This is a genomic window from Streptomyces eurocidicus, assembly GCF_002891295.1.
Lineage (GTDB): Bacteria > Actinomycetota > Actinomycetes > Streptomycetales > Streptomycetaceae > Streptomyces > Streptomyces eurocidicus.
In genome coordinates this window covers 183850-203241 of the sequence record NZ_LGUI01000003.1, presented here as the reverse complement: position 1 = coordinate 203241, position 19392 = coordinate 183850, and the positions used below count along the sequence as shown (strand labels likewise).

Annotated in this window: 22 protein-coding genes; 8 read left to right on the top strand and 14 right to left on the bottom strand. The window is 71.3% G+C overall.

From position 1 onward, the window contains the following. Window positions 1-81: 81 nt before the first annotated feature. Window positions 82-702, top strand: a complete 621-nt coding sequence (locus AF335_RS10660; RefSeq protein ID WP_030367109.1) for a DUF47 domain-containing protein — start codon at window positions 82-84, stop codon at window positions 700-702. Window positions 703-708: 6 nt separating this feature from the next. After that, the gene (locus tag AF335_RS10655) at window positions 709-1707 is read left to right on the top strand and encodes an inorganic phosphate transporter (RefSeq protein WP_102918110.1); all 999 of its coding nucleotides are present in this window, start codon (window positions 709-711) and stop codon (window positions 1705-1707) included. Window positions 1708-1822: 115 nt separating this feature from the next. Here AF335_RS10655 and pstB read toward each other — a convergent pair whose 3' ends face one another. The 4 genes from pstB to pstS all read right to left on the bottom strand — a co-directional run bounded on the left by pstB (window position 1823) and on the right by pstS (window position 6048). Continuing rightward, on the bottom strand, window positions 1823-2602 hold the full coding sequence (gene pstB, locus AF335_RS10650) for a phosphate ABC transporter ATP-binding protein PstB (protein ID WP_102918109.1): 780 nt from the start codon (window positions 2600-2602) through the stop codon (window positions 1823-1825). A 134-nt stretch (window positions 2603-2736) separates the two neighbouring features. Continuing rightward, window positions 2737-3822 carry a phosphate ABC transporter permease PstA gene (gene pstA / locus AF335_RS10645; protein ID WP_184743077.1) on the bottom strand — a complete coding sequence of 362 codons (1086 nt, stop codon included), beginning with the start codon at window positions 3820-3822 and terminating at the stop codon, window positions 2737-2739. Then, window positions 3819-4811, bottom strand: a complete 993-nt coding sequence (gene pstC / locus AF335_RS10640; protein WP_102918108.1) for a phosphate ABC transporter permease subunit PstC — start codon at window positions 4809-4811, stop codon at window positions 3819-3821. Before pstC ends, pstA begins: the two co-directional genes overlap by 4 nt. 106 nt (window positions 4812-4917) lie before the next feature. Beyond that, window positions 4918-6048, bottom strand: a complete 1131-nt coding sequence (gene pstS / locus AF335_RS10635) for a phosphate ABC transporter substrate-binding protein PstS (RefSeq protein WP_102918107.1) — start codon at window positions 6046-6048, stop codon at window positions 4918-4920. A gap of 333 nt (window positions 6049-6381) precedes the next feature. Between pstS and AF335_RS10630 the strand changes: the two genes are divergently transcribed. Next, entirely contained in the window at window positions 6382-7431 is a 1050-nt protein-coding gene (locus AF335_RS10630) for a C40 family peptidase (RefSeq protein ID WP_244926986.1), read from the top strand. Window positions 7432-7540: 109 nt separating this feature from the next. Here AF335_RS10630 and AF335_RS10625 read toward each other — a convergent pair whose 3' ends face one another. Continuing rightward, window positions 7541-8065 carry an O-acetyl-ADP-ribose deacetylase gene (locus tag AF335_RS10625; RefSeq protein ID WP_102918105.1) on the bottom strand — a complete coding sequence of 175 codons (525 nt, stop codon included), beginning with the start codon at window positions 8063-8065 and terminating at the stop codon, window positions 7541-7543. 168 nt (window positions 8066-8233) lie between these two features. On the opposite strand from AF335_RS10625, the gene AF335_RS10620 reads away from it, so the two are divergent. Next, window positions 8234-9562: a PP2C family protein-serine/threonine phosphatase gene (locus tag AF335_RS10620; RefSeq protein ID WP_102918104.1), complete on the top strand. Its 1329-nt coding sequence runs from the start codon at window positions 8234-8236 to the stop codon at window positions 9560-9562. 196 nt (window positions 9563-9758) lie between these two features. On the opposite strand, the gene AF335_RS10615 is transcribed toward AF335_RS10620, so the two are convergent. The 7 genes from AF335_RS10615 to AF335_RS10585 form a co-directional block, all read right to left on the bottom strand. After that, on the bottom strand, window positions 9759-10100 hold the full coding sequence (locus tag AF335_RS10615; RefSeq protein ID WP_102918710.1) for a DUF2516 family protein: 342 nt from the start codon (window positions 10098-10100) through the stop codon (window positions 9759-9761). A gap of 135 nt (window positions 10101-10235) precedes the next feature. Continuing rightward, complete coding sequence (locus AF335_RS10610) at window positions 10236-10838, bottom strand: hypothetical protein (protein WP_102918103.1); 603 nt, start codon at window positions 10836-10838, stop codon at window positions 10236-10238. Between the two features lie 17 nt (window positions 10839-10855). Then, complete coding sequence (locus tag AF335_RS10605) at window positions 10856-11230, bottom strand: helix-turn-helix domain-containing protein (protein WP_102918102.1); 375 nt, start codon at window positions 11228-11230, stop codon at window positions 10856-10858. A 150-nt stretch (window positions 11231-11380) separates the two neighbouring features. After that, entirely contained in the window at window positions 11381-11632 is a 252-nt protein-coding gene (locus AF335_RS10600) for a hypothetical protein (protein ID WP_146045494.1), read from the bottom strand. Window positions 11633-11724: 92 nt separating this feature from the next. Then, entirely contained in the window at window positions 11725-12141 is a 417-nt protein-coding gene (locus AF335_RS10595) for an arsenate reductase ArsC (RefSeq protein WP_102918100.1), read from the bottom strand. 137 nt (window positions 12142-12278) lie between these two features. After that, window positions 12279-13361 (bottom strand): hypothetical protein, encoded by a 1083-nt coding sequence (locus AF335_RS10590; protein ID WP_102918099.1) that lies wholly within the window; start codon window positions 13359-13361, stop codon window positions 12279-12281. Window positions 13362-13559: 198 nt separating this feature from the next. Continuing rightward, window positions 13560-14717, bottom strand: coding sequence for an FAD-dependent monooxygenase (locus AF335_RS10585; protein ID WP_102918098.1), 1158 nt, complete (start codon window positions 14715-14717; stop codon window positions 13560-13562). 71 nt (window positions 14718-14788) lie between these two features. Here AF335_RS10585 and AF335_RS10580 point away from each other — a divergent pair, with 71 nt between their 5' ends. Continuing rightward, window positions 14789-15346 carry a TetR/AcrR family transcriptional regulator gene (locus AF335_RS10580; protein ID WP_102918097.1) on the top strand — a complete coding sequence of 186 codons (558 nt, stop codon included), beginning with the start codon at window positions 14789-14791 and terminating at the stop codon, window positions 15344-15346. A 52-nt stretch (window positions 15347-15398) separates the two neighbouring features. Here AF335_RS10580 and AF335_RS10575 read toward each other — a convergent pair whose 3' ends face one another. Together AF335_RS10575 and AF335_RS10570 are read right to left on the bottom strand one after the other, a co-directional pair. Next, window positions 15399-16427 (bottom strand): CU044_5270 family protein, encoded by a 1029-nt coding sequence (locus AF335_RS10575; RefSeq protein WP_184743083.1) that lies wholly within the window; start codon window positions 16425-16427, stop codon window positions 15399-15401. After that, complete coding sequence (locus AF335_RS10570) at window positions 16424-17083, bottom strand: RNA polymerase sigma factor (protein ID WP_102918709.1); 660 nt, start codon at window positions 17081-17083, stop codon at window positions 16424-16426. Before AF335_RS10570 ends, AF335_RS10575 begins: the two co-directional genes overlap by 4 nt. A gap of 340 nt (window positions 17084-17423) precedes the next feature. Here AF335_RS10570 and AF335_RS10565 point away from each other — a divergent pair, with 340 nt between their 5' ends. The 3 genes from AF335_RS10565 to AF335_RS10555 all read left to right on the top strand — a co-directional run bounded on the left by AF335_RS10565 (window position 17424) and on the right by AF335_RS10555 (window position 19288). Then, a complete protein-coding gene (locus AF335_RS10565; protein ID WP_102918095.1) occupies window positions 17424-17783 on the top strand; it encodes a hypothetical protein in 360 nt (119 codons plus the stop codon). A 144-nt stretch (window positions 17784-17927) separates the two neighbouring features. After that, a complete protein-coding gene (locus AF335_RS10560; RefSeq protein WP_102918094.1) occupies window positions 17928-18836 on the top strand; it encodes an RNA polymerase sigma-70 factor in 909 nt (302 codons plus the stop codon). Then, window positions 18824-19288: an SRPBCC family protein gene (locus AF335_RS10555; RefSeq protein ID WP_102918093.1), complete on the top strand. Its 465-nt coding sequence runs from the start codon at window positions 18824-18826 to the stop codon at window positions 19286-19288. Before AF335_RS10560 ends, AF335_RS10555 begins: the two co-directional genes overlap by 13 nt. Window positions 19289-19392: the final 104 nt, after the last annotated feature.

Sequence of the window (19392 nt, the reverse complement as noted above, 5' to 3'; positions counted from 1 at the left end):
TGAGGGAATGCCAGTTAGCTGTGGCCCGATGATGCGCCTAGCATCAACGAGACCGAATCCGCTGCACCCCGAGGATCCCACGTGCGTTTTCGTCTGACCCCCAGGGAGACGAGCTTCTACGACATGTTCGCCGCCTCCGCGGACAACATCGTCACGGGCTCCAAGCTCCTGATGGAACTGCTCGGAGCGGACACGTCCGCCCGAGCCGAGATCGCCGAGCGGATGCGGGCAGCGGAGCACGCGGGGGACGACGCGACGCACGCGATCTTCCACCAGCTGAACTCCTCCTTCATCACGCCGTTCGACCGTGAGGACATCTACACCCTCGCCGGCTCGCTCGACGACATCATGGACTTCATGGAGGAGGCCGTCGACCTGGTCGTGCTGTACCAGGTAGAGGAGCTTCCGAAGGGCGTCGAGCAGCAGATCGAGGTCCTCGCCCGGGCCGCCGAGCTGACCGCCGAGGCCATGCCGAACCTCCGGACCATGACCAACCTCACGGAGTACTGGATCGAGGTGAACCGTCTGGAGAACCAGGCGGACCAGATCCACCGCAAGCTCCTCGCCCAGCTCTTCAACGGCAAGTACGACGCCATCGAGGTGCTGAAGCTGAAGCAGATCGTCGACGTGCTGGAGGAGGCCGCCGACGCGTTCGAGCATGTCGCGAACACGGTCGAGACCATCGCGGTCAAGGAGTCCTGACCCCCGGTGGACACGTTTGCGCTTGTCGTGACCATCGCGGTCGCGCTCGGTTTCACATATACGAACGGCTTCCACGATTCCGCGAACGCCATCGCGACCTCGGTCTCCACGCGGGCGCTGACCCCGCGTGCGGCCCTCGCGATGGCGGCGGTGATGAACCTCGCGGGTGCCTTCCTCGGCAGCGGGGTCGCCAAGACCGTCAGCAAGGGCCTGATCGAGACTCCGGTGGGCGACAAGGGGATGGGCATCCTCTTCGCCGCCCTGATCGGCGCGATCGCCTGGAACATGATCACCTGGTACTTCGGCCTTCCGTCGTCCTCCTCGCACGCCCTGTTCGGCGGCATGGTGGGCGCGGCGCTCGCGGGCGGTACGACCGTCATCTGGTCGGGCGTCGTCGAGAAGGTCGTCATCCCGATGTTCCTCTCGCCGTTCGTCGGCCTGATCATCGGCTATCTGGTGATGGTCGCGATCATGTGGATGTTCCGGAAGTCCAACCCGCACAAGGCGAAGCGCGGCTTCCGGATCGCCCAGACCGTCTCCGCGGCGGGCATGGCGCTCGGCCACGGTCTGCAGGACGCGCAGAAGACCATGGGCATCGTGGTGATGGCCCTGGTCATCGGTGATGTGCAGTCCATGGACGACGCGATCCCGCTCTGGGTCAAGCTGTCCTGCGCGCTCACGCTGTCGCTCGGTACGTACGCGGGTGGCTGGCGGATCATGCGGACGCTCGGCCGCCGGATCATCGAGCTGGACCCGCCGCAGGGCTTCGCCGCCGAGACGACCGCCGCCTCGGTCATGTACACGGCGTCGTTCATGTTCCACGCGCCGATCTCCACCACGCATGTGATCACGTCCGCGATCATGGGCGTGGGCTCCACGAAGGGCTCGCGCGCCGTCCGCTGGGGCGTCGCCAAGAACATCGTGATGGGCTGGTTCATCACCATGCCGGCCGCGGCCCTCGTCGCCGCGTTCAGCTACTGGATCGTCAACCTCGCATTCGGATAGCGGACGCGATAGTCCGGAAATCGAACGGGCCCGCCCCCTGGTGTTCACCGGGGGGCGGGCCCTTCGCCTTGCGGCGGCACCGCCATGCAGCGCCGCAAGGCGGCTCGCGGCGGGCTCAGCCGAAGCGGCCCGAGATGTAGTCCTCCGTGGCCTGCACCGACGGGTTGGAGAAGATCCGCTCGGTGTCGTCGATCTCGACCAGCTTGCCCGGCTGGCCGACGCCCGCGAGGTTGAAGAAGGCCGTACGGTCCGACACGCGCGCGGCCTGCTGCATGTTGTGGGTGACGATCACGATCGTGAAGCGCTCCTTGAGCTCGCCGATCAGGTCCTCGATGGCGAGGGTGGAGATCGGGTCCAGCGCCGAGCAGGGCTCGTCCATCAGGAGTACCTCGGGCTCCACGGCTATCGCCCGCGCGATGCACAGACGCTGCTGCTGGCCGCCGGAGAGGCCCGCTCCCGGCTTGTTCAGCCGGTCCTTGACCTCCTTCCAGAGGTTGGCGCCCTGGAGGGACTTCTCGACCACGGCGTCCAGCTCGGCCTTGCGGACGCGGCCGCCGTTGAGCCGGATGCCCGCGGCCACGTTCTCGTAGATCGACATGGTCGGGAAGGGGTTCGGGCGCTGGAAGACCATGCCGACCGTGCGGCGCACGGAGACCGGGTCGACGCCGGGCCCGTAGAGGTTCTCGTCGTCGAGCAGCACCTTGCCCTCGACCCGGCCGCCCGGGGTGACCTCGTGCATCCGGTTCAGGGTGCGCAGGAAGGTGGACTTTCCGCAGCCGGACGGGCCGATGAAGGCGGTCACGGAGCGGGGCTCGACGGTCATCGAGATGTCGTCGATGGCCCGGTGGGAGCCGTAGAACGCGGAGAGGCCGCTGACGTCGATTCGCTTGGCCATGGGGATCACTTCTGCTTTCTGCTATCGCTGTCAGCGATGGGTCTGCGTCGAATGGTCGGACTTCGTTTCGCTTCCGCTCCGGCCGGGTGCCGCCCCCTCGTTCCTCGGGGGCGACCCCCAGCCTCCGCTGCAGCTCACCTGTGTCCTCCCTTCGGGGCCTTCCAGCGGGCGATGCCGCGGGCCACCAGGTTGAGGATCATGACGAAGGCGATGAGGACGAGGGCCGCTGCCCAGGCCCGGTCGTAGCTGGCCTCGTTGCCGGCCGCCCACTGCTCGTAGATGTAGTACGGCAGCGAGGACTGGGCTCCGTCGAAGGGGTTGTTGTTGATCAGCTGGGAGCCGAAGACCAGCAGCACGATCGGGGCGGACTCACCGGCGATGCGGGCGACCGCGAGCATCACACCGGTGGCGATGCCGCCGATGGCGGTGGGCAGGACGACCTTGAGGATCGTGCGCCACTTCGGCACGCCCAGGGCCAGGGACGCCTCGCGCAGCTCGTTCGGCACGAGCTTGAGCATCTCTTCGGTGGAGCGGACGACGACGGGCATCATCAGGATCGCCAGGGCCATCGACCCGGCGAAGCCGGAATAGCCGAAGTCCAGCATCAGGATCCAGAAGCTGAGGATGAACAGACCGGCGACGATCGACGGGATGCCCGTCATGACGTCGACGAAGAAGGTGACCGCCTTGGCGAGCCGGCCGCGGCCGTACTCCACCAGGTAGACGGCGGTCAGCAGGCCGATCGGGGCCGCGATGGCGGTGGCGATGCCGACCTGCTCCAGGGTGCCGATGATCGCGTGGTAGACGCCGCCACCCGGCTGGATGGTCAGCACGCCGGCCATGGAGTGCGAGAGGAAGCCCCCGTCGAGCACCTTGCTGCCGCGCGAGATCGTCTCCCAGCCGAGGGAGACCAGCGGGATCACGGCGAGCACGAAGCAGACCCAGACCAGGCTGGTGGCCAGCCGGTCCTTGGCCTGGCGGCGGCCCTCGACACGGGCCGCGAGGGCGTACGTACCGCCGATGAAGAGCAGGACGGCGATCAGGCCCCACTGGATGCGGCTGCTCAGCCCGGCGCCCAGGCCGATGCCGGTGCCCAGGGCCACCGAGGCGGCGGCGAGGGCGGCCGGGGTCCAGCGGGGCAGGCTCGGCCGGTTCAGGGTGCGCGAGGCGCGCGGGGCGTCGTCGGCGACCAGTGGCTCGTTCATGGTCACTCCGCTCATGCCGTGTACTCCTTGCGGCGCGCGATGATCATGCGGGCGGCGCCGTTGACCAGCAGGGTGAGGACGAAGAGCACCAGACCGGAGGCGATCAGGGCGTCCTTGCCGATCTCACCGGACTCCTTGAAGCTGCTCGCGATGTTCTGCGCAAACGTTCCGCCACCGGGATCCAGCAGGCTCTTGCCGATCTCGAAGCTGGGGGAGAGGACCGTCGCGACGGCCATGGTCTCGCCGAGCGCGCGGCCGAGGCCCAGCATCGAGGCGCTGATGACACCGGAACGGCCGAACGGGAGGACGGACATCCGGATGACTTCCCAGCGGGTCGCGCCGAGGGCGAGCGCGGCCTCCTCGTTCATCCTCGGGGTCTGCAGGAAGACCTCGCGGCTGACGCTGGTGACGATCGGCAGGATCATGATCGCCAGCAGGATGCCGATGGTGAACAGGGAGCGGGCGGCGCCGTCGTGGTACGCGAGGATCCCGGTCCAGCCGAGGTAGTCGTCGAACCAGCTGTAGAGCCCGCCCAGGTGCGGCACCAGGAAGAGGGCGCCCCACAGGCCGTAGACGATGGACGGCACGGCGGCGAGCAGGTCGATCACGTAGGACAGCGGGGTGGCCAGCCGGCGCGGCGCGTAGTGCGAGATGAAGAGCGCGATGCCGAGGGCGACCGGCACCGCGATGAGCATCGCGATGATCGAGCTGACCACGGTGCCGAAGGCCAGGACGGCGATGCCGAAGACCGGCGGGGTGCCGTTGGCGGCCCACTCGAAGGTGGTGAAGAAGTTGCCTTCGTTCTTCGAGAGGGCGCTGGTGGCCCGGACGGTGAGGAAGACCGCGATCGCGGCCATGATCACCAGGAGCAGGATCCCGGAGCCCCGGGACAGGGCGAGGAAGATCCGGTCACCCGGTCGGGCGGCCGGCTTCGTCCGCTCCACGGGGCGGGTACCGCCGGCCGGTGGCGGTGGGGAGTCTGCGGTGGCTGAGGATATTTCCATGGGTTTCTCCGGTCTGCGGGGCCGGCCCGGATGAGCGCGGCCCCTGGCGCGGCGGTGCACCGGACGGTGCGGCCGGGTCCCGGGTCGGGGCCCGGCCGCACACGGGTCAGGCGAGGCTCGCGACGGCCTCGCGGACCTTCTTCGCGATCTCGGCGGGCAGCGGGGCGTAGCCGAGGTCCTTGAGGACGGACTGGCCGTCCTCGCTCGCGACGTAGGTCAGGAAGGACTTGGTGGCGGGCAGGGTCTCGGCCTTGTTGCCCTTGTCACCGACGACCTCGTACGTCACCAGGGTGATCGGGTAGGCGCCCTCGGCCTTGGTGGCGTAGTTGAGCTTGAGCGCGAGGTCCTTGCCGGTGCCGTTGATCTTGGCCTCGGCGATCGCCTTGGAGGCGTTGTCCGAGGTGGCCTCGACCGGGGCGCTGGCGCCGGTGTTCAGCTTGACCGTGTCGATCTTGTTGGCGGTGGCGTAGGAGAGCTCGAAGTAGGAGATGGCTCCGTCGGTCTGCTTGACCTGCGAGGACACCCCGGCCGAGCCGTCGGCGGACTGGCCGCCCTTGGGCTTCCACGCCTTGGCGGGCTCATAGGGCCAGGACTTGTCGGCGGTGGCCTTGAGGTACTTGGTGAAGTTGTCCGTGGTGCCCGACTCGTCGGAGCGGTGGAACGCCTGGATCTTGAGGTCCGGGAGCTTGGCGTCCTTGTTGAGCTTGGCGATCGCCGGGTCGTTCCACTTCTCGATCTTGTTGTCGAAGATCTTGGCGAGCGTGTCCGCGTCCAGGACCAGGTCCTTCACGCCGGAGACGTGGTAGCCCACGGCGATGGGGCCGCCGACCATGGGGAGGTTGATGCCCTGGCCGCCCTTGACGACCTCCTTGGACTTGGTGACCTCCTCCGGCTTGAGCGCCGAGTCGGAGCCCGCGAAGGCGGTCTTGCCCTGGAGGAACTCCTGGATGCCCGCGCCCGAACCGGTGGGCTTGTAGTTGATCTGGATGTCCTTGCAGGCCGCCATGAAGTTCTTGACCCACAGGTCCATGGCGTTCTTCTGCGCGGACGAGCCCGAGGCCAGCAGCTGGCCCTTGCCTTCGCACTTGATGTTGCCGGCGGCCTTGGTGGAGCCACCGCCGGTGGATCCGCCGCCGCTGTTGTCGTCCGAGCCGCACGCCGTGAGGACCAGGGCGCCGGAGACGGCGATGGCGCCGAAGGCGACGGCGCGGAGCCGGTTCTTGCGCTGAAGCTTCACTTTCGGGTGTTCCTTCCGGGAGCCGCCGCTGGGGCGGCGTGCGAGAGGTGGGTGGTGCTCATGTTGCTGTGGTCGTGCCATGAGGGTGAGGGCCGTTCGGACGGTGGGGCTCACACCCTCTAGGGCTGAAATTAGGCAGAACAGGTGAAGCGGTCGAAGGGTGAGAGTGAACGGAGGGTGAACCTCACCCGTCAGGGTGGTAGCCCGGCAGAAAGGCCGATTTCCCCATCGAGTGTGACGCAGATCTCTGTCGGTTTGCGGGTGACCATGGCAGCATCCGAGTCTCGCGTGACGGTATGTCAGACGTGGGGGCGGACGCCGCGGAGGTGGCCTGTGAGGCGGAACGGCAGGGGTACGGGCGGGTACGCGATAGCGCTGACCGCGCTGGTCTGGGCGGTCGCCGTGCCCGGTGTGGCCTTCGCGGACCCGAAACCGCCGGCCCGGAGTCTGGAGGACGTGCACAAGGAGGTGGAGGGCCTCTACCGGCAGGCCGAGGCGGCCACCGACGCGTACAACGCGGCGGACGAGGCGACCCGCCGCCAGGAGAAGTCGATCGTGGAGATCGCGAAGAAGGCGGCCACCGCGCAGGAGCGGATGAACCGGCTCAGCAACCAGGCGGGCTCGCTGGCCCGCGCCCAGTACCGCGACGGCGCCATGCCGCCCCAGGTGCGGCTCTTCCTCTCCGCCTCCCCGCAGACCTTCCTCGACGGCCTCGCGCTCACCCATAAGGGGGAGGCCGCCACCCGCGGTCTGCTCGCGGAGGCCGCCGCCACCCGGAAGGACCTCGACGGCTACGCGAAGGCCGCGAGCGCGCGGTGGAAGACGCTCGACGACGAGCGGAAGCGCAAGGAGACCGCCAAACAGGAGGTCGAGTCCAAGCTGTCGGCCGCCAGGGCGCTGGAGTCGCGGCTGGAGGAGAAGGAGAAGGAGCGGCTGCGGCAGCTGGAGGAGGAACGGGCCAGGCAGCAGCAGAAGCAGTGGCTCTCCTCCGACGCCGTGAAGGGCATCACCCTCAAGGACGCCGGCTCGGCCACGGAGGAGGGCAAGCGGGCCGTGGCCTTCGCGACCGCCCAGATCGGCAAGAACTACGTGTGGGGCGCCGAGGGCCCGGACACCTTCGACTGCTCCGGACTGACCCTGAAGGCGTGGGGCGCGGCCGGCCGGGGCATACCGCGCACCTCGCAGGAGCAGTGGCGGCAGCTGCCCAAGGTGGACGTCAAGGACATGCGGCCGGGCGACCTGATCATCTACTTCGCGGACGCGAGCCATGTGGCGATGTACGTGGGCGACGGCACGATGGTGCACGCGCCGCGGCCCGGTCGGCAGGTGACGATGGCGGGGGCGGGGTCGATGCCGATACTCGGGGTGGTGCGGCCGGGGTAGGGCCCTGCGGGGCTTCTTCCCCTGCCCGCCCCTTCCCGTAACCGGGGCTCCGCCCCGGACCCCGTTCCGCGCGGTGTCCGCTGGGAAGTGCCCCCGGACGGGCTGATCTTCAGCCCGCCAGCGCCGCCTCGAAGGCTTCGAGCGCTGCCGCGTCGAACAGGACGAAGCGCGCCTCGGTGACGGCCGAGCCCGTCTCCTCCGCCGCCTCCGTGACCGCCCGGACCGCGATCCGCGCCGCGTCCGCCATCGGCCAGCGGTAGACGCCCGTGGAGATCGCGGGGAACGCGACCGTACGGGCGCCCAGCTCGTCCGCCACCCGCAGCGACTCCCGGTAACAGGACGCGAGGGTCGCTGAGCGGTCCTCGTCGGGCGAGAAGACCGGGCCCACCGTGTGGATCACCCAGCGGGCGGGCAGCCGGCCCGCGGTCGTGGCGACGGCCCGGCCGGCCGCCAGACCACGCCCGTAGTGGCCGGCCCGCAGGTCACGGCAGGCGGCCAGGATCTCGGGCCCGCCCCGCCGGTGGATGGCCCCGTCGACCCCGCCGCCGCCCAGCAGTGAGCTGTTCGCGGCGTTCACGACGGCGTCGACGGCCTGCTCTGTGATGTCGCCCCGTACGAGCGTGATGTATGTCATCGAGTGATTCTCCTCGGTCCCGCCAAACGCGTTTCCGGCTAGGGCATATGACAGCGGCGAGTGGCTTCGTTCCATTCCGTTCGACCGTGCCTGACGCTATGGTCGCGTTCGGTACCCGCCGGTCGGCGGGTCCGCCCTCCCGGGGGGAACCGGAAGGAAACCACCACCATGCCCGTACCCGCGCCGAGGCCCGCGGAGCCCTCCGCGATCCCGCCCGACGCCGGGCTGACCCTCCTGGTGATCGAGAGCGATCCCGCCGGACCGCTGTCGGTCCCGGAGCTCACCGGCATGTCCGGGGCCGCGGGCGGTGCTGTGGGCAAGCCCTTCCGTATCCGTACGGCCCGCAACCTCACCGAGGCGGAGCGGCTGCTCACCGACGACGTCGACTGCATCCTCCTCGACCTCACCACGCCGCCCGCCGACGGCACCGATGAACTGGCCGCCCTGCACGAGGTGCTGCTGCTCGCCCCGCGGCACGCGGTGCTCGCCCTGACGGCGGAGGCGGACGCCGAGCGCGCGGCCGAGGCGGTACGCGCCGGCGCGCAGGACTACCTCTTCCGCGAGGAGCTCGACGGCCGGGTGCTCGGCCGCGCCATCCGCTACGCCATCGCCCGCAAGCGCGCGGACCTCACCCAGCGACAGCTCAGCGAGTCCCGGCTGCGCGCCCAGGAGAACGCCCGGCTGGAGCGCGGCCTGCTGCCGACCCCGCTGCTGGCGGGCTCCGGGCTGCGCTTCGCCGCCCGCTACCGGCCGGGCCGCAGCCGCGCGCTCCTCGGCGGCGACTTCTACGACGCCGTGCGGACGCCCGACGGCACCGTGCACGCGATGATCGGCGACGTCAGCGGGCACGGCCCCGACGAGGCGGCGCTCGGCGTCGAACTGCGCATAGCGTGGCGCGCGTTGACCTTCGCCGGGCTCTGCGGCGACGAGCTGCTCGCCACGTTGCAGCAGGTCCTGGAGCACGAGCGGGCGGACGAGGAGACCTTCGCGACGCTGTGCGCCGTCGACATCTCGCCCGACGGCCGCCGGGCCGGGCTGAGCCTGGCCGGCCACCCCGCCCCGCTGCTCGCCCTCCCCGGGCAGGCGCCCCGGCTGCTGCCGCAGGACGACGGCGGCCCGGCCCTCGGCCTGCTCCGGCGCGCCCGCTGGCCGCGCACCCAGGTCGAACTCGGCGGCCACTGGAGTCTGATGATGTACACGGACGGCCTGATCGAGGGGAAGGTCGGCGCCGGTTCGGAGCGCCTCGGCCAGGACGGCATGGTCGAATTGATTGGCCGTCAGGTAAAGGACGGGCTCCGCGGGGAGGCGCTGCTGGAGGCGGCGGTGACGCGGGTCCGGGAGCTGAACGGCGGGGAGCTCACGGATGATCTCGCGGTGTTGTTGCTCGATCGCGGGGATCGGTCGGACCGGGCCTCGGGCCGGGAGGGCCGGGGTGAGGCCGGGGCGCTGCGGGTGATTCCGGCGCAGGGGCAGGGGTTGTCGAACGTGCGGGTGTGAGGGTGGGGGTGCCGCTGCGCGGGGCTTTTTCCCCTACCCGCCCCTTCCCGAGATGTCCTCAAGCGCCGGGCGGGCTGAAAATCAGCCCGCCCGGCGCTTGAGGACACCGCGCGTCAGCGCGGAAGGGGGCCTGGGGGCTTGCCCCCAGTTACGGGAAGGGGCGGGTAGGGGGAAAAAGCCGCCCGCAGGGCACCCGCTACCGGCGCCCGTTGTACGGCCCGTACGGCCCGTCCGAGCTGGACCCGCCTCGCCGCGGTCCACGACCACCCGACGCGTGCTTGAGCGCGGGCCGGACGTCCACCACGTACACGATCGTGGCGATCAGCCCCAGGATCGGCAGGAAGCCGAACACCCCCATGAAGAGGTTCACCGCGGCCGCGACACCCAGGATGATCAGCCAGAACGCCTTGGACTGCTTGTCCGCCGCCCGGTAGGCGTCCTCGCGGTGGACCGCGGCGTTGACGAACGCGCACAGGGCGAAGGCGAGCAGGCCGACGGACACCCAGGACATGACCTGGTTGAAGCCTTCTACCAGCACGTCGCTCACCTCTTGCTCTTGCCGGTTCTCGGTCGGGGCGCCGGGCGGCGGTCCGCCGCCACCGTACCGGGAGAACGATCCCGGCAGGGGAAATGTGCCCGGATGCTCCCGGTCCGGTGGCGCGCCCGGTGGTGCCTACTGCTCTTCGCCCGCCTTGGCGTCGGCCTTCTTGACGGGGGTCTTGCGCGCCGTGGTCCTGCGCGCGGCGGGCTTGGAGTCGGCGTCGGCCTCGTCCGTACCCTCCTGGGGCGCCTCGGTGCCGGCCTCGGCGGCGGGCTCGGCGCCGGGCTTCTCCTCGGCGGGCTTGGCGCTGTCCGGCTCGATGGCCACGGCGATGTCCGCGACCTCCTCGGCGGCCTCGCCGCGCCAGGTCTGCACGGCGACCCGGCCGCGCTCGGCCAGCTTCTCGTAGGTCTCGCCGGCCTTCGCCGCGACCCCGACGGCCTGGCCGACGCCCTGGAGCGCCAGGTCCTGCGCGGTCTGGGTGAGCTTCTTGAAGTCGGTGTCGAGGGTCGCGGTGATCTCCGTGAACTTCGCGGACGCGGTGGCCTGGGCCTCCTTGGCCTTCTGGGTCACCCGCTCCCGCACGACCTTCGGGTCGGTGTTCTTCAACTGCTGGAAGCGCTCGGGGGCCTCGGCGACGAGCTGGCCGATCTTCTCGGCGGTGAGGTCGGCGGCGCCGGCCGCGGCGTACGCGGTCTCGGTGGCGACCTTGCGGATGTCTTCGGTGGTGGCCATGACGATGGTCTCCCGGATCAGCTCGGAGGTTTGCTGTCGTCCGTCGCGAGCCCGTTCTCCTTGCGGAAGGACTCGTAGATCTGGAGCAGCGCCTGCTTCTGCTGCTCGTTGATCGAGGGATCGGCGAGGATCACGCTGCGGACCTCCGCCTCGTCCCGGTCCCGTTCGTCGAGGATCCCGGCCTGCACGTACAAGGTCTCGGCGGAGATCCGCAGCGCCTTGGCGATCTGCTGCAGGATCTCGGCGCTCGGCTTGCGCAGGCCGCGCTCGATCTGGCTGAGATACGGGTTGGACACTCCCGCGGCGTCGGCGAGCTGCCGCAGGGTGAGCTGGGCGTTGCGCCGCTGCTCCCGCAGGTACTCGCCGAGGTTGCCGACGTTGAGTGATGCCATGCGGACGATGCTGCCGCACGTTGCTAACTTTTGCAAGCGCCTTGCTTGCAAAAGTGTCCGGGAGGGTGTGCGGCTGAGCGGTTCGGTTGGCCGGTCGGGCATCGCGGTCGGCCGCTGCGCCGGCCTGTCGACCGGCCTGCGGCCATCCGATCAGCTCCCCGGGGCCAGTAGTCCTTGCAGGCGGGCGGCCTCCTGTGCGAGCTCCGGGTGCAGCTGCCGTGCCCGCTCCCGCAGGTCTTCGGGGACGTCGACGCGCACCATCAGCTCGGCGATGACGTCAGCCTGCTGCTTGGCCGGATACTTCTTGTCCAGTTGCTTCTGGAAGTCTCCCCATGCCTTCTTCGTCTCTCCCGCGGCGGAGGTGACCGCCTTCATGAAGTTCACCTCTTTGAAGTTACTCATGGTGGTCATTCAATCGCAGGGTGCAGCAGAATGTCGACGGGAGGGATGTGCCGCGCGGGTGTCGTGCTGAGAGTGAAGGGCTGCGGCAGTGGTCACGCGCGGGGTTCGATGCCGAGTTCCGCGAGCAGGCCGCGGACACGGGTCCCGATCTCGTCGCGGATCGGGCGTACGGCGTCGACGCCCTGGCCGGCCGGGTCCTCCAGCGTCCAGTCGAGGTAGCGCTTGCCGGGGAAGTACGGGCACGCGTCCCCGCAGCCCATGGTGATGACCACGTCCGAGGACCGCACCGCCTCCGCCGTGAGGACCTTCGGGGTCTCGGCCGAGATGTCGATGCCGACCTCTCGCATGGCCTCCACGACGGCCGGGTTGACCGTCTCGGCCGGGGCGGATCCGGCGGAGCGGACCTCGACGCGGCCGGCGCCGAGGTGGGTGAGGAAGGCGGCGCCCATCTGGGAGCGTCCGGCGTTGTGGACGCACACGAACAGCACCGACGGCTTGGACTCGGACACGGGCGGAACCTTCCGGGGTAGCGGCCGACAGGCCGGGGGCAGGTGAGGGGAAGAATCGGCGCGTGGCCGGAGCCACGTAGCCGGGGCCGATGAGGACGGGCACTTCCCCGTGGGCATCGTGCTCGGCGTGGCGCCCGTTACGACCGCGTCGCTCTCCCGCACCCGTCCCCGGAGGACTCGTTCCGCCCGACCGGTGTGCTGCGGTCGTACGGGTCGATCTCCGTGCCCGCCCCGTCCGCCCGGCGGTCCGTGCCGAAGGGCGGGGTGAAGTAGCCCGTGGGAGCGCCGCAGCCGCCGTTGGTCATGTCGTACTTGTACGAGACGATCGAGAACGTGCCCGGCTCGGTGCTCACCTTGCCGGGGTCGTCCCAGCTCAGGACCAGCTCGCGCCGGACGATCGTGCGTACGATCTCGTCGCCGCCGCCCGCGTCCGCGCGGGTGACCGGGTAGACGAAGGTGACGTCGGCGGTCACCTGGAGCGCGCCGCGCTCGCCCTCCCGGTAGGTGAGCCGGCCCCGGGTCTTCACGACGTCGCCGACCAGGCGGGCGCGGGAGGGCTGGAAGCGGCTGAAGAGGAGGAGGGGGTCGTTCTTCTCGCTCGGGGTGCGGAAAGCGGTGCCCAGCAGGTCCTGGACGTCCTTCTGGCGCGGGTTGATCCGTGCGATCGCCTTCTCGGGGCGCTCGCCCCGCAGCACCCCGCGGTCCAGGCCGGACTCGACGAGGAAGTCCCGGCTTCCGGTGAGGGCCCGTTCGACCTCGGCCGCGCTCATCCAGCCGACCGCCTCGGCCTTCGGCACGGTGATTCCCGCCGCTCCGCTCGCCCAGCTCGCCGCGGGCGAGCCGCGGAACGGCTCGTCCACGGTGGGGCGTCCGGCCGCCTCCGCCGGGGGTACCCGGGTCGGGCGGGCCGCCTGCGGGGAGTCGTCGTCGGCGAACAGGTCCACCACCCGCCCCGGCACGAGCGCCACCACCAGCAGCGCCAGCGAGGCCAGCAGCCCGATCACGTACCAGCCCGTGCGCCGCTCGGGCCGCGCAGGCGTGTGGTCGCGCCGGCCCTCCGGGGCGTGACCGGGCTCCGCGCGCAGCCGCTTCGCCACCTCGCGGGCCCGCGCCGACGGCTCCTTGGGCGCGTCGGCGGCACCCGCCACCGACTCGCGCAGAAACCGCTCCCACTCCTCGTCGGACCTGGACGAGCCGTCCGGCTCCATACCCGCGCCCATCCCCAACCCCCGGCAATCAGTAGTCCGTGGCCCACTCCCCTGGGGCGCGTCCGCATGATGGCACAGGGCGCTGACAGTACCCCCGGCCGGGCGGCCGGGGGCGGTGCCCCAAGTCGTCCGGAGAGCAAGGTCGGCACACCGCGGCCCGGTCTGTCCGGGAAGGTGCCTGACGGTGAGTCGGCTGGGCGTGGGGCCGGCTCAGTCCAGCCGAGGCGAGACCCAGGCGTGGTGCCGGAGGATCATGCGGGTCGCGGCACGGGAGGGCGTCAGCCGCATCGCCGTGTTCCGCAGGGCGACGGCCAGCGGGTGGGAGAGCCGCTGGCCCATCGTCCCGGCCTGCCGGGCGGCCCGGGCGACGGCCTGGCTGCGCGGTCGGCGCTCGGCGTCGTAGCGGACGAGCGCGGCTTCGACGGTGGGCTCGGTGCCGAGGGCGGCGGCCAGGGTGACCGCGTCCTCCAGCGCCTGACAGGCGCCCTGCCCGAGGTTGGGGGTCATCGCGTGTGCCGCGTCGCCGAGCAGCGCGATCCGGCCGGCCGTGTACGAGGGGAGCGGTGTGCGCAGTTCGTTGACGTCGTGGTGCAGTACGTCCTCGGGCCGGGTCGCGTCGAGGAGGGCGGGGATCGGGTCGTGCCAGGCGTGAAACCTTCGGCGCAGTTCGGCCAGGGGGTCGGCGTACCTCGTGCCGGCGGGGACGCTGAGGACGGCGTGCCACTCGGCCCGGCCGTCCAGGAAGGCGATGTGCCCGAACTCCGCACCCCGGCCCCAGGTCAGCTCGAAGTCGGTGCGCGGGTCGACCGCGTGCTCGGTGATGGCGCGCAGCACCGTCGAGCCGCTGTAGACCGGGCCGGGGTGGTCCGGGAAGAGACGGCGGCGGACCTTGCTGCCGATGCCGTCGGCCGCCACCACCAGACCGGCTTCCAGGAGCCGGTCGCCGCAGCCGACCCGGACCGTACCGGGGCCGGTCTGCTCGACCGTGACCGCCTCGGCGCCCGTCAGCAGTGCCCGGGCGGGCAGGGAAGCGCGCAGCAGCCGGTGCAGAGTGGCGCGGGGGATGCCCATGATCGGCGTGCCCACCGCCCTCTCCAGCGCCGCACCGTCCATCCGGGTCAGCCAACCGCCCCGCGGCGTGCGGGTGCCACCGCTGTACTGGCCTCGCGAGGCGTCCCGTACCGCCGCGCCGACGCCGAGCGCGTCCAGCGCCCGAAGGCCGTTGGCGGCCAGTGAGATGCCCGCCCCCGCGTCCTCGAGCGTGGCCGCGCGCTCGACCACCGTCACGTCCCATCCGAGGCGGCGCAGGCCGATCGCGGCGGCCAGCCCGCCGATGCCCCCTCCGACCACCACTGCCGTGCTGCCCATGCCGAAGCCCCCGTTCTTCTACATCTGTAGAAGAAGATCTTATCTGAGCCTCTACAGGTGTAGAAAGAGGTATGTCTTCTGATCGGCGCACCCTCCTCGCGGACTCGGCCATCGACGTACTCGCCGACGAAGGGATCCGCGGCCTGACCCACCGCGCGGTCGACCGCCGGGCCGCCATGCCGCCCGGCACCACCTCGGCCTACTTCCGCACCCGGGCCGCGCTGCTCACCGCACTCGTCACCCGCCTGGTCCGGCTCGACCAGGCGGAACTGCAGACGATGCCCGGAGAGCTTCCGGCCCTGCGCACCGCCGAGGATCTGGTGAACGGCATGGCGCTGCTCACCCACGAGCGACTCACCGGCGAGGGCCGCCGCCGCTCGCTCGCCCGCTACGCCTGCACGATTGAGAGCGTGCGTGACCCGGAGCTGCGCGAGATCCTCGTACCCCGTGAGAACGCCGGGCGTGAGGCCGTCCGGCTGTTCCTCGCCGCGCACGGCGTCGAGGATGTCGAGAACCGCACCCACACCCTGCTGACCTGCGTCGACGGACTGGTCTTCGACGGGCTGGTGAGCGGCGGCGAAGTGCCGCGCGAAGCCCTTGAGGGCCTGGTCGCCGCCGCCCTGCGCTAGGCCGGGCACCGACGGTCCCGCTCGGACCGCCCGACGGCATCCGAACGGAGGGTCAGAGCGTGCCGCCGCCGGGGAGTTCCTTCTTCGCGTCGACCACGGCCCGCTTGACGACCACGGTCTCGTGGGTGACGGCGCCGGGTTCGAGGCCGCGGTACGGCTTGACCAGTACCTCGCGCTGGCCGAGGTATTCGTAGGTGTTCCTGTCGAAGATCCACTCCTGGCGGCGGTCGGGGCCGGTGTGGGTGAGGGCGATGCCGGCCCGGCCGGTCGCGTCGGTGGTCCTGTCCATGAGGGTGACGCCGGGGATCCCGGCGGCAGCCTTGAACAGCGCGGCGCTGATCTCCGGCGTCGCGATCTGCTCCTCCAGCAGCCGGCCCACCTCCCCGAACGCCGTCCAGTCGGCCTGGGGATCGCCCATCCTGCCCCCCTGGTAGAGGTTTTCGAGGAGGACGCCGGGGTCGGTGGGGAGCGCCTTGACGCTGTTGTACGAGCCCCGGTCGGGGACTTCACGGGCCGGGTCGAGGTCGAGGTCCTCGCCGTTCCGGTCCATGAACGTGTGGTCCGGCTCGTAGATGAAGCTCTTGAGGCCGTCGGGCGAGCGCCAGACCTGGCGCGAGTGCAGCGGGCTCACCACGAGCCGCTCCTTGCCGCCCGTCCTGTCGACCCACCCTCCCGTCACCTTGCTCTCCACGTAGATGTACTGGTCCTGCCGGGGCTCAAGGGCCGGCTGCCGTGCCGCCGCGAGCGAGATGCGGTCGACGGTCGCGGGCAGCCCCGCGGCGGTGCCCGCTTCCAGGCTCACCCCGGCCCGCGGCGAGCGGGTGTCCGTACCCGAGCCGTCCGGGACGACGACCACGGCGCACCCGATCACGGCCGCGGCGACCGGGAGGGCGATCCAGGCCGTACGGCGCGCACGGGCGCGCGGCGCGTCCGGAGCCGTCCGGTGCGCCTCGGCCCACAGGGCGTCTTCCAGCAGGTCCTGCCGGGCCTCCGGCAGGGCGGTCCCGGGCTGCCGGGGGAGCAGGAGGTCGAAGTCGGCGAGGTCGAGCGGCTCTTGGGGCCGCCGGGAGGTACGCATCATCGGTTCCACTTCTCGTCGGGCCGGTTCAGGTGCAGGCGGAGGCGCTCGGGCCGCCGGGCCGCCGTCTCGTGCGCGTGCTGCCGGAGTTCGTGCTCGGCGAGCTTGCGCAGGCGCTCGCGGGCCCGGGACAGCCGCGACCGTACGGTGCCGACGGCCACGCCCAGGGCCTCGGCCGCTTCCGCGTAGCTCAGGCCGGACCAGACGCAGAGGGTGACGACCTCGCGCTCCGGCCGCCGCAGCTTCCCGAGGGCGTTCTTCGCGGCGGCGAGCTGCTCGGCGTCCGCCATCCTGCCCACCACCTCGCCCGCGATGTCCGGCACGGCCTCCTTGGCGGGCATCCGGCCCAGCGCCCTCTCGTGGCGGCGGGCGGCGCGGCTGGTGTTGCGCTGGACGTTCACCGCGATGCCCATCAGCCAGGCCCGCGCGCCGTCCGGCTCCTCGGGGAGCCGGGCACGGAGCCGCCAGACTTCCAGGAACGTGAGCGAGACGACGTCCTCGGCGGTGGCCCAGTCGGCGGTGGCGCGGAGGGCGTAGCGGTGGACGAGCTGGGCGTGCGCGCGGAAGAGGTGGCGGAAGGAGTCCGGGTCGCCGTCCCTGATGCGGGTGTGTAGTGACGTCACGTCTGGATATGTCCGGTGGGGGGTGCGGGTTCCCATGAGGTGGATCACAGGCTTCCGCGTGGCGGGCCGCCCTCCACGGGGGCTACCGCTCAGCGGCCGCCTGGCGCGGGTGCCGGCTCACATCGCCGACGAGGCTGATGCGGACATGGTCTCCTGTGGGCGGTACGGGCGGTACGGGCGGTACGGGCGGTCCACGGCGCGCTGCCGCTGGTGGCGGCGAGGCCGTGGATCCGGCCTGTCATCGAGGTGCGACGGCCCTGGCGCTCGCCCGTGGGGGCCGGTCGCCGCGCCGGTAGGATTCCGGGCGATCATGTCCGTGACGACGGGGCGTGTGTGCTCCGGGCCGGGGCGCGCGGGTCCGGACGAGGGAAGCGCTGTGGCTCTGGCGGAACGGCCTTCGCCGGCGTGGGATGTCGCCGACCTGGTGTGTCAGCGGTTGCTCGTGGTGCCGAATCCCCTGGCCGCGTGGGACAGCGACACGGTCTGGGTCTCCGTGTGGGACTCGGATCCCGGACAGGTCCTTGTCTCCCTGGTGCTCCCGCGCGAGAGCGCCGATCCGTCCGTCCAGCTGAGGATCGGGTTCGCGGTGACCGAGGAGAGCCCCGAGCTCCAGGCCGAACGCGTCGTCGCCGCCCTCCGGCGCCCGCACCCCCTGAACGGCGCGGTCGTCTGCGGGGGCTACCGGGAGTGCGCCGAAGCGTACGGGTACGTCTGGCCGCCGTCGCTGGAGGAGTGAGCGCCCGCGCCTCCTGTGAAACGAATCACAGTGCAGGGGTGTCACGGTCCGCCCGTCCGCCGTGTCTCGATGGGCGTCCGGGAGAAAGGACCGGTGCGACGACCGCGCACCGGCCCGCGCCCCGGGGAAGGGTGGCATTCGTATATGGCCGAGGACGTCTTCACCGAACACCGTCCGCTGCTGTTCACCATCGCCTACGAGATGCTGGGCAGCGCCTCCGACGCCGAGGACGTGCTCCAGGAGAGCTATCTGCGCTGGAGCGCGGTGGATCCGGCCGAGGTGGAGCACCCGCGCGCCTATCTGGTCCGCGTGGTGACCCGGCAGGCACTCAACCACCTGCGCGCGGTCCGGGCCCGGCGCGAGGAGTACGTCGGCACCTGGCTGCCCGAGCCGGTCCGGACCGGGCCCGGGGTGAGCGAGGACGCCGTCCTGGCCGAGTCCGTGTCGATGGCGATGATGCTCGTCCTGGAGACCCTGAACCCGACCGAGCGCGCGGTGTTCGTGCTGCACGACGTGTTCGGCTACACCCATGGCGAGATCGCCGTCTCGATCGGCAAGGCCGAGGCCACCGTCCGGCAGATCGCCCACCGGGCGCGCCGGCACGTCCACGCGCGCCGCCGCCGCTCCGAGCCCGACTCCGCCACCGGCCGGGAGGTCGTCCGGCGGTTCCTGCGGGCGGCGGCCACCGGCGAGGTCCGGGCGCTGATGGACCTGCTGGCCCCCGACGTCGTGGTGTTCGCCGACGGCGGCGGGAAGGTCCGGACCGTACGCCGCCCGGTCCACGGCCGCGACGACGTCGCCCGGTTCGTCCTCGGCGTGACCCGCGCCGGCACCTCGGCGGCCCGCTTCGAACACGTCACCTGCAACGGCATGCCCGCCGCGCGGTTCCCCGGCGCCGCGGAAGCCGACGGGGAGCCCGGCTGGCTGCTCGCGTTCGAGATCCGCGACGGGCGGATCACCGGCCTGTACGGCATGCGCAACCCGGACAAGCTGCACCGCGCCGACGCGGTGCGCCCACTCGACAGAGGAGGAAACCGGCCGTGGAAACCATGACCGCCGAACGTGTCATCGACGCCCCCATCGACGAGGTCTTCGACTGGCTCACCACGACCACCAACTACACGGACTCGCCCATGGTGCTGCGCTGCCGGCTGACCCGGCGCGGCGAGGGCGCGCCCTACGGCGTGGGCGCGGTGCGTGTCCACCTCTGGCTGATCGGCTGGTTCCGGGAGCGCATCACCGGCTACGACAGGCCGTACTCCACCGACTACGTCGTCGACCGCAGCGTGCCGCCGTCCCGGCACGAGTCCGGCCGGATGACGTTCACCGAGGTCGACGGGGGCACCCGGGTCGTCTGGACCACCCGCGCCGAGATCCCCGTACCGCTGGTCGGCCCCTTCCTCACCCGGCGCGTCGCACGGCCGATCATCACCGGCACCTTCCGCAACATCCTCGCCGCCGCCGACACCGCGCTGTCCCGGCACCCGGACCGGAAGCGGGCCTGACGGCCGTCCGGCGGGCACCGGCAGCGATTCGGCTTGCGGTTGCCGCCGCGTCAACTTCTACGGTCTTCCTTGTGGCCGGAAAGACCGGCCGGCGAAGGAAGGCG

Bases quoted from the DNA above. Each gene is read 5' to 3' on its own strand.
- AF335_RS10600 (WP_146045494.1), bottom strand. From the start codon at position 11,632: ATGAGTAACTTCAAAGAGGTGAACTTCATGAAGGCGGTCACCTCCGCC.
- AF335_RS10570 (WP_102918709.1), bottom strand. From the start codon at position 17,083: ATGGGAACCCGCACCCCCCACCGGACATATCCAGACGTGACGTCACTA.
- AF335_RS10590 (WP_102918099.1), bottom strand. From the start codon at position 13,361: ATGGGCGCGGGTATGGAGCCGGACGGCTCGTCCAGGTCCGACGAGGAG.
- pstC (WP_102918108.1), bottom strand. From the start codon at position 4,811: ATGGAAATATCCTCAGCCACCGCAGACTCCCCACCGCCACCGGCCGGC.
- AF335_RS10620 (WP_102918104.1), top strand. From the start codon at position 8,234: ATGCCCGTACCCGCGCCGAGGCCCGCGGAGCCCTCCGCGATCCCGCCC.
- AF335_RS10575 (WP_184743083.1), bottom strand. From the start codon at position 16,427: ATGATGCGTACCTCCCGGCGGCCCCAAGAGCCGCTCGACCTCGCCGAC.
- AF335_RS10585 (WP_102918098.1), bottom strand. From the start codon at position 14,717: ATGGGCAGCACGGCAGTGGTGGTCGGAGGGGGCATCGGCGGGCTGGCC.
- AF335_RS10560 (WP_102918094.1), top strand. From the start codon at position 17,928: ATGGCCGAGGACGTCTTCACCGAACACCGTCCGCTGCTGTTCACCATC.
- AF335_RS10610 (WP_102918103.1), bottom strand. From the start codon at position 10,838: ATGGCCACCACCGAAGACATCCGCAAGGTCGCCACCGAGACCGCGTAC.
- AF335_RS10605 (WP_102918102.1), bottom strand. From the start codon at position 11,230: ATGGCATCACTCAACGTCGGCAACCTCGGCGAGTACCTGCGGGAGCAG.
- pstB (WP_102918109.1), bottom strand. From the start codon at position 2,602: ATGGCCAAGCGAATCGACGTCAGCGGCCTCTCCGCGTTCTACGGCTCC.
- AF335_RS10580 (WP_102918097.1), top strand. From the start codon at position 14,789: ATGTCTTCTGATCGGCGCACCCTCCTCGCGGACTCGGCCATCGACGTA.
- pstA (WP_184743077.1), bottom strand. From the start codon at position 3,822: ATGAGCGGAGTGACCATGAACGAGCCACTGGTCGCCGACGACGCCCCG.
- AF335_RS10625 (WP_102918105.1), bottom strand. From the start codon at position 8,065: ATGACATACATCACGCTCGTACGGGGCGACATCACAGAGCAGGCCGTC.